Genomic DNA, 12700 nt, shown 5'->3' with positions numbered 1-12700 from the left:
GGGCGTGGCCTTCGAACTCCCCGAGAACCTGCACCCCAACTGTGGTCCCATCGCGTGGATGCTCGGCACGTGGCGTGGCAACGGCCACGGCGACTACCCGACGATCGAGAAGTTCGAGTTCGGCCAGGAGCTGATCTTCACCCACGACGGCCGGCCGTTCTTCCACTACATGGCGCGCGCCTGGATCATCGACGAGGCGGGGGAGAAGGTCCGTGACGCGGCCATCGAGACCGGCTTCATCCGGGCCGTCGGCGACGGCAAGTTCGAAGTCCTGCTGACCCACAACACGGGCTTCGCGGAGATCTGGACGGCCGAGGCCAGCAACGGCAAGTTCGAGATGGTCACCGACGCCGTGGCACGCACCGAGACCGCCAAGGAGTACACCGCCGGACGCCGTCTCTACGGGAACGTCGACGGCGACCTGCTCTACGCCTACGACATGGCCGCCATGGGCCAGGCCCTGCAGCCCCACCTCTGGGCGAGGCTCCAGCGTGCATGATCACCACGATCCGGTGGTCGAGGAGGATGCCCAGCAACCGTCTCGAGACCCTGACTGGCGGGTCGCGCTCCGCGACAAGGGCTACCGCCTCACCCCGCAGCGCGAGCTGATCCTTGCTGCCGTCGACGAGCTCGGGCACGCGACTCCGGACGAGGTCCTCGCCAGGGTCCAGGTGACGGCCAGTGCCGTGAACGCCTCCACCGTCTATCGCACCCTCGAGGTGCTGGAGGAGATCGGCCTGGTGCGGCACGCGCACCTGTCCGACCGGGCGCCGACGTACCACTCGACTCGTGGCCACGAGCACTTCCACCTCGTCTGCCGCGGCTGCCAGAGCGTCACCTCGATCGACACCGCCGAGGCGGCTCCGTTCGTCGAGGTCCTCGCGGCGCGCGGCTTCACCCCCGACCTCGGGCACCTCACTGTCTTCGGCCGCTGTGCCGCCTGCGAAGGAGAAACCCGATGACCGCCCCGCGGACCGTGCTGACCTATGGCACGTTCGACCTGTTCCACATCGGCCACCTGCGGCTCATCGAGCGGCTGGCGGCGTTGGGGGACCGGCTCATCGTCGGGGTCTCCACCGACGAGTTCAATGCCGGCAAGGGCAAGAAGTCGGTCGTGTCGTACGACGACCGGGCCGCCATCGTCGGCGCGATCCGTGGCGTCGACCTGGTCATCCCCGAAGGGGCGTGGGAGCAGAAGCGCTCCGACATCGTCGAGCACGGAGTCGACGTGTTCGTGATGGGCGATGACTGGGCCGGGAAGTTCGACGACCTCGCCGACGTTTGTGAGGTGAAGTACCTGCCTCGCACCTCCGGGGTGTCCAGCACGGACATCAAGGAAATGCTGCGCACCCTCGACCCGATGCACATCGAGGAGATGCAGACGGCGCTCGGCACCCTCACCCGACTCCTCGAGCACTACAGGGATCTCACATGACCAGCCCCGCCAGCCCGCTCCTCGCCCTCCCCGGCGCCGTCGCCGGCGACGGCATCGACGCTCCCGTCGCGGCGCACTACGGCAGCCTGTTCGGCGAACAGCGAGCGCTGGACACGGGCGAGGGCTTCGTCGACCTGTCCCACCGCGACGTCCTCAGGGTCAGCGGTCCCGACCGGCTGACCTGGCTGCACGCGCTGACCACCCAGTTCTTCGAGGGCCTCGAGCCGGGCCGCTGGATCAGTGCGCTCGTGCTCAGCCCGCAGGGGCACGTCGAGCATGCGTTCACCGGTGTCGACGACGGCGAGGCGTTCACGGCGCACACCGAGCCCGGCCGCGCGGCGGCGCTGATCGAGTTCCTCGAGCGGATGAAGTTCATGACCCGCGTCGAGATCGCCGACGTGACGGCGGAGCTGGCCGTGGCCTGGCGCCCGCCCGGCAAGTACGACCTCGTCCCGCGCGAGCAGCTGGCGTCGTACGCCGAAGCGGCCGGGCCGGCCGCGGGCCTGTGGGCCTTCGAGGCGCTGCGGATCGCGCGTGGCGAGCCGCGCCTCGGCCTGGACACCGACGAGCGCACGATTCCGAACGAGGTCGGGTGGCTGGCCAGCGAGGAGCCGTGGTCCGCGGTCCACATGGACAAGGGCTGCTACCGCGGGCAGGAGACGGTGGCGCGCGTGCACAACCTCGGCCGCCCCCCGCGAAGGCTGACGTTGCTGCACCTCGACGGTTCGGAGAACCGGCTGCCGAAGCCGGGCTCCGAGATCGTCCCGACCGGCGGTGGGCGTGCCGTCGGAGCCGTCGGATCCTCGGCCCGGCACCACGAGCTCGGCCCGATCGCGCTGGCGCTGCTCAAGCGCAGCACCGACGTCGCTGTACAGCTCGAGGTCGACGGCCTGCCGGCCGCGCAGGAGGTCCTGGTCGACCCCGAGGTGGGCCTGCACTTCCGTCCGCAGCGCTAGGGGCCGCAGGATTCCCCGGGCGCCCGGGGATTCCTGCGCCTGTTGGGGGTTGCAACCCCCAACAGGCGCAGGAAGTGCCCAGGAAGTGCCTGGGGCTCAGCCGTTGATCATGCCGGCGCCGACGGTGATGCCGGTCGCCTCGTCGATCAGGATGAAGGACCCGGTCGTGCGGTTCTTCGAGTACGGGTCCACGAGCAGCGGGACCGTCGTGCGCAGGGTGACGCGACCGATCTCGTTGACGCCGAGCTCCTTGGTCTCCTGGTCACGGTGCAGCGTGTTGACGTCCAGGCGGTACTGGATGTACTTGACCAGCGCGCGGCCCGTACGGGTCGTGTGCTTGATGGCCAGCTTCTGGCGGGGCAGCAGCGGTGCGGTCGTCATCCAGCAGATCATCGCGTCGATGTCCTGGGTCGGCGTCGGCGCATTCCGTACGCGGGCGATCATGTCGCCGCGCGAGACGTCGACGTCGTCCTCGAGGTGCACGGTCACGCTCATCGGCGGGAACGCCTCGGCGATGTCCTGGTCGAAGAGGTCGATCTTCGAGATCTTCGAGGTCATGCCGGAGGGCAGGACGACGACCTCGTCGCCGGGCTTGAGCACGCCACCGGCCACCTGACCGGCGTAGCCGCGGTAGTCGTGGTACTCGTCGGACTTGGGCCGGATGACGTACTGCACCGGGAACCGGGCGTCGATCAGGTCGCGGTCGGAGGCGACGTGCACGTGCTCGAGGTGGTGCATCAGCGTGGGACCGGAGTACCACGGCATGTTCTCGGAGCGGTTGACGACGTTGTCGCCCGAGAGCGCGGAGATCGGGATGACCTCGAGGTCGGGCACGTTCAGCTTGGTCGCGAACTGCGTGAACTCACGGTAGATCTCGTCGTAGACCTTCTGGTCGTAGTCGACCAGGTCCATCTTGTTGACCGCGAGCACCAGGTGCGGAACCCGGAGCAGCGACAGGATCACCGCGTGGCGGCGGGACTGCTCGGTCAGGCCCTGGCGGGCGTCGACGAGCACCAGGCCGAGGTCGGCGGTCGAGGCGCCGGTGACCATGTTGCGGGTGTACTGCACGTGGCCCGGGGTGTCGGCGATGATGAACTTGCGGTTCGGCGTCGCGAAGTAGCGGTAGGCGACATCGATGGTGATGCCCTGCTCGCGCTCGGAGCGGAGCCCGTCGGTGAGCAGCGCCAGGTCGGTGTAGTCGTAGCCCTTGGACTGCGAGGTCGCCTCGACGGCCTCGAGCTGGTCCTCGAAGATCGCCTTCGAGTCGAGCAGGAGACGCCCGATGAGGGTCGACTTCCCGTCGTCCACCGAACCTGCGGTGGCGAAGCGCAGCAGGTCCATACGGTGGGTGGTGTCGCGGGTGGTGTCGGTGCCCATCAGAAGTAGCCCTCTTTCTTGCGGTCTTCCATGGCGGCCTCGGAGAACCGGTCGTCGCCACGGGTGGCGCCGCGCTCGGTCTTCCTGGCCACGGCGACCTCGTCGATGATCTCGTCGATCGTGGAGGCGGTGCTCTCGACACAGCCGGTGAGCGTGATGTCACCGCAGGTGCGGAAACGGACCGTGCGCTCCTCGACGACCTCGCCCTCGCGCAGCGGGTTGAGCGGGGTCTCGCTCATCAACATGCCGTCGCGCGTGAAGACGCGGCGCTGGTGGCTGAAGTAGATGTTCGGGATCTCGATGTTCTCGCGGCCGATGTAGTCCCAGACGTCCAGCTCGGTCCAGTTCGAGATCGGGAAGATCCGCATGTGCTCGCCCTCGTGGAGCCGGCCGTTGTAGAGGCTCCACAGCTCGGGGCGCTGCATCTTCGGGTCCCACTGGCCGAACTCGTCGCGGTGGGAGTAGACGCGCTCCTTGGCGCGGGCCTTCTCCTCGTCGCGCCGACCGCCACCGAAGGCGGCGGTGAAGCCGTTCTCCTCGATCGCGTTGAGCAGGGTCGGGATTTGCAGGCGGTTGCGGCTGATCTTCGCGGCGTCGGGAATGATGCCGTTCTTGATGGCGTCGTCGATGCTCGCGACCACCAGGTTCACGCCGAGGCGGCTGACCCACCGGTCACGCGTCTCCATGACCTCGGGGAAGTCGAGGCCGGTGTCGACCTGGAGGATCGAGAACGGGATCTTCGCCGGGAAGAAGGCCTTCTCCGCCAGGCGGAGCATCACGATCGAGTCCTTGCCGCCCGAGAACATCAGGACCGGCTTCTCGAACTCGGCCGCGACTTCGCGGAAGATGTGGATCGACTCGGCCTCCAGCTGGTCCAGCTGGCTCAGGCGGTAGTCGGTACGTGTCTGAGTCACCCGCGCATCGTGCCATGCAGCGCCTGTCAGCCGGACATCAAGGGCTTCGCCTTAGACAAATCTACGAGTTTGAGGCGGGAAGCTTCTAGACTGCGGTCCGTGGCCGCCGACTTCCTCGCCCGTCTGGGCTCCCGCGCGTCGGTCCCGGGAGAGGTCCGGTCCCGCTGGGGCATTGCGGAGTACGTCGACCTGATGGCTCCGCGTGACGGCCTGGAGCGCGACCTGCAGCGGCTCGCCCGCCGGCGGGCCAGGGCGCTGCGGCGGGTGGATCCCGCGCGCCTGCTGGCCCTGCTGGCGGCCCTCGCGGACCCGCCGTCGGCCGAGCTCAACAAGTCCCTGCTGGCGGCCTCCTCGGGCATCCCGGCCACGACGCTGTCGCCGTACGTCGACGTGCTCGTCGCGCTGGGCCTGGTCCGCCTCGTGCCCGGCTGTCGCTCCCCGGTCGCGAAGCGTGCGATCGGCCGTCCGCGGGTGGTGTTCGACGACGTCGCCGTCGCGCGCCACCTGTCGGGGGTGTCCGTGGAGGAGCTCTCCGACTTCCGGGGCCGCAGCCGGCTGGCTCCGCTGCTGGAGGGCGTCGTCGCGGCCGAGCTCCTGCGGCAGCAGCCCGGGAGCGCCGTCGAACACAGGGTGAGCCACCTGCGCGAGCGCAACGGGCTGGCGGTCGACCTGGTCGTCGAGCTCCCCGACAACAGCGTCTACGGCATCGAGGTGCGCACCGCGAGCAGCTTCCGGCCGCACCAGTTCGCTTCGCTCGAGGCCCTCGCCGCGCGTGCCGGGTCCCGCTTCCGGGGCGGCATCGTCCTGAACACGGCACCCCGCGGCCACCAGCAGCGCCCGGGCATGTGGGGCCTGCCGATCTCGTGCCTGTGGGAGTGGGACCAGTCGGGAACCCGCCGCTGACCGTGCGTCAGGTCGCCACGTGCCCTTCACACCGACGTCTGCGGTCGTTCAGGGAGGCCGCTCACCGTCGGAACCATGAAGATCACTGTGGTCGGAGCCGGTTACGTCGGACTGTCCAATGCGGTGCTGCTGTCGCGGTTCAACGACGTCACGGTCCTCGATGTCGACGCGGACCGGGTGGCGGCGGTCAACGAGGGGCGCTCACCCGTCGTCGACGTCGAGCTCGAGGAGTACCTCGCGAAGGGTGGCCTGTCGCTCCACGCAACGCGCGACCGCAAGCTTGCCTACGCCGATGCGTCGTACGTCGTCGTCGCGACGCCGACGAACTATGACCCGGAGACCAACTACTTCGACACGAGCACCGTCGAGAAGGTCACGGCGGACGCGCTTGCCGCGAATCCTGCGGCGACGATCGTTGTGAAGTCGACCGTGCCGGTCGGCTACACCAACACGCTGCGTGACCTGCACCCCGGCGCCTCCATCCTGTTCAGCCCCGAGTTCCTGCGCGAAGGCCGGGCGCTCCACGACAACCTCCACCCGTCGCGGATCGTGATCGGATCGGACACGGAACCCGGGCGGCTGTTCGCCAAGCTGCTCGTGCAGGCCGCGCTCGACGAGGACGTGCCGGTGCTGTTCACGGGGTCGACGGAGGCGGAGGCGATCAAGCTCTTCGCCAACACCTACCTCGCGCTGCGCGTGGCCTACTTCAACGAGCTCGACACCTACGCCGCGACCCACGGGCTCGCAACGAGCCAGATCATCGAGGGCGTCGGCCTCGACCCGCGGATCGGCGCGCACTACAACAACCCGTCCTTCGGGTACGGCGGCTACTGCCTGCCCAAGGACACCCGGCAGCTGCAGGCGAACTACCAGTCGGTGCCCCAGAACCTGATCAGCGCGATCGTCGAGGCGAACACCACCCGCAAGGAGTTCATCGCCGACGACGTCCTGCGCCGCGACCCGAAGGTCGTCGGCATCTACCGGCTGACCATGAAGGCGGGGTCGGACAACTTCCGCGAGTCGGCGGTCCAGGGCGTGATGAAGCGGATCAAGGCGCGCGGCGTGAAGGTGATCGTGTTCGAGCCGGAGCTCGACCAGAAGCGGTTCTTCAACTCCAAGGTGATCCGGGACCTCGACGAGTTCAAGGCGAAGGCCGACGTCATCATCACCAACCGCCGGTGCGACCTGCTCGACGACGTGGCGGAGAAGGTCTACACGCGCGACATCTACGGGCGCGACTGACCGGCCTAGTGCGAAAGAACCATCGCGGGACGCACCGATCGGCTGATGGGTTGTTTCGGGCCCGAGGGCTACCTTGGAGGAGAGAGGTGGTCAGCCATGGAGATGTTGTTGGGTTTCGGAGCCGTCTGGGTCGCTGCTGCAGCCGCGGTGACCTTCGGTCTTGCCCACGCTGCCGCGACGCAGCCGTTCCAGCTCGAGGGCGACGCGCGCCCCCTGTCACCTCTCGGAACGCGCTGACGCACGCCCCGACGGGGTCAGGCGGGTTCCGGCGCCTTGTCCTCCGGGCGGAGCGCTTCGATCTCGGCGACGGTCGGTGCGCCGAACATCGGCATGCCGTGCCGCTTGCGGATCAGACCCCAGATGACGGGGACCAGGACCAGCATCGCCAGGCCGATGGCAGCGACGAGCACCGCCTCGAGGGTCTCGTGGCCCTCGCCGAACGGGTGCAGCCCTGACTTGAAGAGCAGCGCGACGCCGGACATGGTCAGCACGATCACGATGCCGCGCTTGATGAACGACTGAGGGACCCGCGGGGCGAGCCGGGAACCGAGCAGCGTCCCGGGCACCGAGCCGAGCACCAGCGGGATCAGCAGCGCCCACTCGAGGCCGTGGATCGCGATGTTCGCCAGCGCCGCGCTGAGGACCAGCGGGACCGCCTGGACGAGGTCGGTGCCGACGAGCCGCAGGGCGGTGAGTCCGGGGTACATCATCAGCAGCGCGATCATGATGACCGAGCCCGAGCCGACGCTGGTCACTCCGACGAGCAGGCCGCCGAGCATCCCGACCAGCAGGGTGGGGATGGGGCGGATGTGCGGGTCGTCGTCGGGGACGACGCCACCGCGCTCCACCCGGCGGAGGTTGATGTAGATGCGCAAGGCATAGGTCGACGCGGCGAACAGCAGCGCGATGCCGATGCAGAGCTTGAGGGTCTTCTCGAGCTGTTCGGGATCATCGGTGAGGGCGTTGGCGAGGTAGGGCCCCACGAACGCCATGGGCACGGATCCGGCGATCAGCCAGCCGGCCAGGCGGAAGTTCGGTGATCCCTCGCGGGCGTGCGTGATCGCGCCGCCCGTCTTGTAGATGGCCGCAGCCGTGAGGTCCGCAGTGACGATCGCCGCGGTGTGGCCGACGCCGAGGAAGATCAGCGCGGGCGTCATCAGGGCGCCGCCGCCCATGCCGGTGAGACCGACGACGATGCCGACGAGGAAGCCGGCGGTCGCGATCGAGAGCGCCGTGAGGGTGAGCCACTCGCTCATGCGTTGCCTGCCTGGGGTCCGGCCAGGCGCGTGAGCACGGCCTGGAGGAGCGAGTCGATCTGGTCTGCGGAGGCCTCCGCCGCAGCGCGGCCACGTCGGTAGGGGTCCCGGATGTCGTGCGCGTCGATGGCACCGGCTCGGCGGTGACCGACGGCGGTGACGAGCGCAGCGCCGGTGAGCGAGGTGCTGACCCGGTCGACCGACTCCGCGAACTGTCCGAGGGTGAAGGCCTTGCGGAATGCCCCGGGCGCTTCTTCGAGGACGAAGGTGCGGTGAGACGACTCGGCGGTGAGCACCAGGTCGGCCTGCGCGATGAGCTCACGCGTCAGCGGGCGGCTGACGAAGCTCGCCAGCAGCTCCGGGCTGACCCCACGATCGGTCAGGACGGTGGCCATCGTGCGATCGACCTCGTGTGCGCGGAACCCGTGGGTGCCGGCGCTGGTGAACTCCACCCGGGTCGAGGAGCCGAGCAGGGTGCGGGCACGCAGCTCCATGTACGGCGAGCGGCAGATGTTCGCCGTGCACACGAACAGGACACGCAGGGGCGCCCCGGGGGTCGCTGGGGTGCGCACCTCGACCGCGGAGGAGCTCGCTCGCCGCGCGGCCACCGAGGAGCTGTCTCGGGCGCCGACTGCTGCCGGCCCGGTGGCGGTGCTGGCGAAGCCGGACCCGACCAGATCGGCGGTGTCGAGGCGGACGTCGAGGTAGCCGGCTTCGCGGAGCGCCAGGGTGACGTCCTCGAGCGCGTCCTCGATGCTGCGACCGGTGGTGTCGACGCGTACGTCGGCGTCCGCAGGTTCTTCGTAGGGGGAGGAGATACCGGTGAACTCGGGGATCTCGCCCCGGCGCGCCTTGGCGTAGAGGCCCTTGCGGTCGCGTCGTTCGCACTCCTCGAGCGGCGTGGCCACGTGGACGAGGAAGAACGCGCCGCCGGCGTCCTCGACCATGCTGCGCACCTGCTGCCGGGTCTCGTCGAAGGGCGCGATCGGGCTGCAGACCGCGACGCCGCCATGACGAGCGATCTCGGCGGCGACCCAACCGATCCGGCGGATGTTGGTCTCCCGGTCCGCCTTCGAGAAGCTCAGGCCGGCCGAGAGGTTACGACGTACGACATCGCCGTCGAGGCTGGTCAGGGATCGGTGGCCCTGTTCCAGCAGGCGGTCCATCAGGGCCTGGGCCAGGGTCGACTTGCCACTGCCCGAGAGGCCGGTGAAGAACAGCACCAGGCCCTGGTCGGCCGGGGCCGGATGCTCCTGGGCGACGATCTCGGCGAGCACGGGAAGCGGTGCCCCACCGGGGATGAGCTCGACGAGGGGGTCGGCGCCGGCGTACGCCGCAAGCACCGAGCTGCGCAGCGCCGCATCGGCCTCGGTGTCGTGCACGGTGAGGGGGACCGCGACCACGGCGCCGTCGACGAGATCGGCGACCGCGGTGGTGGCCCGCAGCAGTGCGACCGGTCTGACTGCGGCGCTGCCGCGGCCCACCAGGGCGACGAGCAGGACGGGTCCGAGCGCCCGCAGCTGCTCGAACTGGGTGTCGGTGATCAGGTCGGTGACGGGCACGACCGTCCGGCCGGCATAGGTCGCGCGAGCCAGGTCCGGCGTGAGGTAGAGCCGGCGGAACGGGCCGAACTGGGCGTGGGCCAGGGGCGTCACGCTGAGACCGCGCAGTGTCTGGGCGATCCGGGCCAGGGGCAGTCCCTCGGGATCGACGAGCTCGACCTCGTTGCCCTCGTCGAGGTGCAGTGACAGCGCCTCGGGCAGGTCGAGGGTGATCGGGCTGCCCGGTTCGTTGAAGCCGAGGATCGGCCCCGCTGCGCCGGAGGTCAGCAGCTCGAGGTCGTCGAGCTCCCGGGGCGTGGGGCAGTGCTGGGGAACGGGCGGGCTCGACACATCGGTGATCGTACAGAGTCGAGTGAGTTGCTAAGGAAACGACAGTGTGAAGGAGTTCACGTCCCGCGTGCTTGCAGTTTGCTAACTATTGCTAGCACTATGTACCCATGGCAAAAGGCAAGGTCGGGAAGACCGTCGGCTCCCTCGGCGACTACCTCAAGGAGCAGCGGCTCTCGTCGCGGCTCTCGCTGAGGCAGCTCGCTGACCAGGCCGGTGTCTCCAACCCGTACCTCAGCCAGATCGAGCGGGGACTGCGCAAGCCGTCCGCCGAGGTGCTCCAGCAGATCGCCAAGGCGCTGCGGATCTCCGCAGAGCAGCTGTACATCCGGGCCGGAATCCTCAACCCGGAGGACGGCCTGGCTGGGTCGGTGGAACTCGCCATCCTCGGCGACACCGTCCTCAGCGAGCGACAGAAGCAGTCGCTCCTCGACGTCTATGCGTCGTTCCTCGCGCTGAACGCGGCCGAAGCTCCCCCCCGTGTTGCGGACGCCGCCGAAGCACCGATCGCTGCCCAGGAAATTCCCAACAACGTCACCAACGAAGGGTGAATGCAATGCCGAAGTTCGAGCTCCCGAAGATCGAGATCCCCACGATCGACATCAAGTCCATCGACCTCCCCGAGGTCCCCGAGGCCGCGCAGAAGCCGATCTACGCCGGTGTCGGCGCGACCGACCTCGCCGTCGAGAAGGTCAAGGGCTACGTCGCCGACGTTCAGGCCAAGGTGACCGCCAAGGTCGCTGACGTCCAGAGCACGGTCAAGGGCTTCGAGCTCCCTGAGGCCAAGACCCTCCAGGACCGCGCCGCCAGCACGTTCGCTGACCGCAAGGGCCAGGCCGAGGCGAAGTTCGCCGAGCTCCAGGCTGACGCCAAGGCCCTCCCGGCCAAGGTGCAGACCACGGTCAAGGGCAAGGTCGACGAGAACGTCGCCACCGCCACCGCGCTGTACGCCGACCTCGCCAAGCGCGGCGAGGGCGTCGTCGTGAAGCTCCGCAAGAGCACCCCGAAGCCGGCTGCGAAGAAGGCTCCGGCGACCAAGCCGGCCGCCAAGAAGGCTCCCGCGAAGAAGGCTGCCGCCAAGAAGGCTCCGGCCAAGAAGGCTGCTGCCAAGTGAGCTGACGCTCCACTTCCGTCACGACCCCGAGGCCGCGAGCCTCGGGGTCGTGGTCTTTTTCCCACGGCGGCTAGGATCTGCGCATCATGAGTGGGGGATTCGTAGGCGCCATCAGCGACGTCGAGATCTGGATCAACATCGGCATCGCCTTCGCGTTGCTGGTGATCAAGATCTTCGCGTTCGTCAGCGCCCTGCTCTACTCGGGTGAGTCCTACGTCGCCGCCGACAAGCTCAACAAGGCGACCTGGACCGCGATCCTCGGCGTCGGCGTGCTCCTGCAGCTGGTGCCGATCAATCTCTCGATCGTGAACCTCGCGATGACCGTCGCGGCGCTGGTCTACCTGGCCGACGTACGGCCGGCGCTTGCAGGCTTGCGTCGCAGGTAGGTCTCGAGACGGTCGCCAGGGCGACCTCCTCGACCAACGGCTACAGCAGGTCGAAGAGCTGGCCGGTCTCGCCGCCGGTCGGCACGAACGCCTGGGCGACCTCGCCGGTGCCGAGCACGCGGAGCGCACCGTCGTCGTCCTCCGCGTAGGCCGCGTCGCCGCGCTGCAGGCGCAGGATGTCGCCGCGCGTGTTGACCACCGCGACCGCACCGTCGGTGCAGATCAGGAAGCGTGCTCCCGAGGCGGGGAGGACGACGCCCGCGGGGTCGGCGGGTGAGCTCTGCGTGACCGAGAGTGCGAACTCCGTACCGGGGATGAACACGTCGGTCGAGTAGTTGACGACCTGGGGCTCGACCCGAGCCGCGCGGGACGTGCCCTCCTCGAGGCACTGGACCAGCCCTTCGGGGTCGACGTGCTTGGTCGTCAGGCCCGCACGCAGGACGTTGTCGGAGGACACCATGACCTCGAGGCACAATCCCCGCAGGTGGGCGTGGATGATGCCGGTGGCGAGGTACGCCGCCTCGCCGGGCTGCAACGTCAGCCGGTTCATCAGCAGGGCGATGAGGACGCCGACGTCGCCCGGTGAGGTCGCGGCGAGCTCGACGGCGGTGGCGTACGCGCGCTTGATGTCCAGCCCGTTGTCGAGGGCTCGCTGGCACTCGGCGACGACCTCGCCCACCACCTCGGCGGAGGGCGGGTTGGTCACCAGACCCTCGATCAACCTGATGATGCCGGCGAAACCGGGGTCGTCCAGCAGGGCCTCGGTCAGCTCCTTGGTGAGCGGGTGCTCCAGTGCGCGCAGCACGCGCACGATCTCCGAGGTGCGGCGCAGTCCGACGAGGGTGTCGAAGGTGGAGAGGGCGTAGACCATCTCCGGCTTGGGGCGCGGGTCCTTGAACACCCGGTTCGGCGCGTCCAGTGCGATGCCTGCGGCCTCCTCGGCGTCGAACCCGGCCCGGGCGCGCGCGCGATCCGGGTGCACCTGGATCGACAGCGGCTGGTCGGCGGCGAGGACCTTCAGCATGAAGCTGAGGTCGCCGGACACCTCGGTCAGCGGACGTTCGCTGCCGTCGGCGTCGATGACGCGGGCAGTGCCGAGCGGGTGGGTCCCCATCCAGACCTCTGCCACGGGCTCGCCGGTGCCGGGTCGGCGCTGGAAGCCGGGGATGGCATCGGTGGAACCCCAGGCATAGGTCTGGGTGGGACAGGCGAGCGCGAACACTTCGTC

At 69.0% G+C, this 12700-nt stretch carries 15 protein-coding genes; 10 read left to right on the top strand and 5 right to left on the bottom strand.

All coding sequences use genetic code 11. The features are described from left to right. Positions 1 to 4: 4 nt before the first annotated feature. The 4 genes from ASD84_RS08270 to ASD84_RS08255 are packed head-to-tail and all read left to right on the top strand — an operon-like array spanning position 5 to position 2391. Positions 5 to 499, top strand: coding sequence for an FABP family protein (locus ASD84_RS08270; protein ID WP_056708931.1), 495 nt, complete (start codon positions 5 to 7; stop codon positions 497 to 499). Then, positions 492 to 962 carry a Fur family transcriptional regulator gene (locus tag ASD84_RS08265; protein ID WP_235531034.1) on the top strand — a complete coding sequence of 157 codons (471 nt, stop codon included), beginning with the start codon at positions 492 to 494 and terminating at the stop codon, positions 960 to 962. Before ASD84_RS08270 ends, ASD84_RS08265 begins: the two co-directional genes overlap by 8 nt. Further along, positions 959 to 1435, top strand: coding sequence for an adenylyltransferase/cytidyltransferase family protein (locus tag ASD84_RS08260; protein WP_056708924.1), 477 nt, complete (start codon positions 959 to 961; stop codon positions 1433 to 1435). Before ASD84_RS08265 ends, ASD84_RS08260 begins: the two co-directional genes overlap by 4 nt. Further along, entirely contained in the window at positions 1432 to 2391 is a 960-nt protein-coding gene (locus ASD84_RS08255) for a YgfZ/GcvT domain-containing protein (RefSeq protein ID WP_056708922.1), read from the top strand. Before ASD84_RS08260 ends, ASD84_RS08255 begins: the two co-directional genes overlap by 4 nt. Before the next feature lie 96 nt (positions 2392 to 2487). On the opposite strand, the gene ASD84_RS08250 is transcribed toward ASD84_RS08255, so the two are convergent. After that, on the bottom strand, positions 2488 to 3768 hold the full coding sequence (locus ASD84_RS08250; protein ID WP_235531033.1) for a sulfate adenylyltransferase subunit 1: 1281 nt from the start codon (positions 3766 to 3768) through the stop codon (positions 2488 to 2490). Beyond that, positions 3768 to 4682 (bottom strand): sulfate adenylyltransferase subunit CysD, encoded by a 915-nt coding sequence (gene cysD, locus ASD84_RS08245; RefSeq protein ID WP_056708919.1) that lies wholly within the window; start codon positions 4680 to 4682, stop codon positions 3768 to 3770. Before cysD ends, ASD84_RS08250 begins: the two co-directional genes overlap by 1 nt. A gap of 99 nt (positions 4683 to 4781) precedes the next feature. Between cysD and ASD84_RS08240 the strand changes: the two genes are divergently transcribed. From ASD84_RS08240 to ASD84_RS25040, 3 genes are all read left to right on the top strand, one after another. Further along, positions 4782 to 5585: a DUF4143 domain-containing protein gene (locus ASD84_RS08240; protein ID WP_056708917.1), complete on the top strand. Its 804-nt coding sequence runs from the start codon at positions 4782 to 4784 to the stop codon at positions 5583 to 5585. Positions 5586 to 5660: 75 nt separating this feature from the next. Further along, complete coding sequence (locus tag ASD84_RS08235) at positions 5661 to 6827, top strand: nucleotide sugar dehydrogenase (RefSeq protein ID WP_056708913.1); 1167 nt, start codon at positions 5661 to 5663, stop codon at positions 6825 to 6827. A 96-nt stretch (positions 6828 to 6923) separates the two neighbouring features. After that, entirely contained in the window at positions 6924 to 7064 is a 141-nt protein-coding gene (locus tag ASD84_RS25040; RefSeq protein WP_156391665.1) for a hypothetical protein, read from the top strand. Positions 7065 to 7081: 17 nt separating this feature from the next. On the opposite strand, the gene ASD84_RS08230 is transcribed toward ASD84_RS25040, so the two are convergent. Then, positions 7082 to 8083 (bottom strand): sulfite exporter TauE/SafE family protein, encoded by a 1002-nt coding sequence (locus tag ASD84_RS08230; protein ID WP_056708909.1) that lies wholly within the window; start codon positions 8081 to 8083, stop codon positions 7082 to 7084. Beyond that, a complete protein-coding gene (gene cysC / locus ASD84_RS08225) occupies positions 8080 to 9975 on the bottom strand; it encodes an adenylyl-sulfate kinase (RefSeq protein ID WP_056708905.1) in 1896 nt (631 codons plus the stop codon). Before cysC ends, ASD84_RS08230 begins: the two co-directional genes overlap by 4 nt. A 107-nt stretch (positions 9976 to 10082) precedes the next feature. Here cysC and ASD84_RS08220 point away from each other — a divergent pair, with 107 nt between their 5' ends. From ASD84_RS08220 to ASD84_RS08210, 3 genes are all read left to right on the top strand, one after another. Then, complete coding sequence (locus ASD84_RS08220) at positions 10083 to 10523, top strand: helix-turn-helix domain-containing protein (RefSeq protein ID WP_056708903.1); 441 nt, start codon at positions 10083 to 10085, stop codon at positions 10521 to 10523. A gap of 5 nt (positions 10524 to 10528) precedes the next feature. Then, positions 10529 to 11086 carry a hypothetical protein gene (locus ASD84_RS25465; protein WP_056708900.1) on the top strand — a complete coding sequence of 186 codons (558 nt, stop codon included), beginning with the start codon at positions 10529 to 10531 and terminating at the stop codon, positions 11084 to 11086. Positions 11087 to 11172: 86 nt separating this feature from the next. After that, on the top strand, positions 11173 to 11472 hold the full coding sequence (locus ASD84_RS08210; protein ID WP_082573221.1) for a DUF2516 family protein: 300 nt from the start codon (positions 11173 to 11175) through the stop codon (positions 11470 to 11472). A gap of 40 nt (positions 11473 to 11512) precedes the next feature. Here ASD84_RS08210 and manA read toward each other — a convergent pair whose 3' ends face one another. Next, positions 11513 to 12694 carry a mannose-6-phosphate isomerase, class I gene (gene manA, locus ASD84_RS08205; protein ID WP_056708896.1) on the bottom strand — a complete coding sequence of 394 codons (1182 nt, stop codon included), beginning with the start codon at positions 12692 to 12694 and terminating at the stop codon, positions 11513 to 11515. Positions 12695 to 12700 lie beyond the last annotated feature (6 nt).

The organism is Nocardioides sp. Root682 (genome assembly GCF_001427795.1).
GTDB lineage: Bacteria > Actinomycetota > Actinomycetes > Propionibacteriales > Nocardioidaceae > Nocardioides.
Note: the sequence above shows the minus strand (reverse complement) of the source record. Positions and strands in the feature narration are given on the sequence as shown.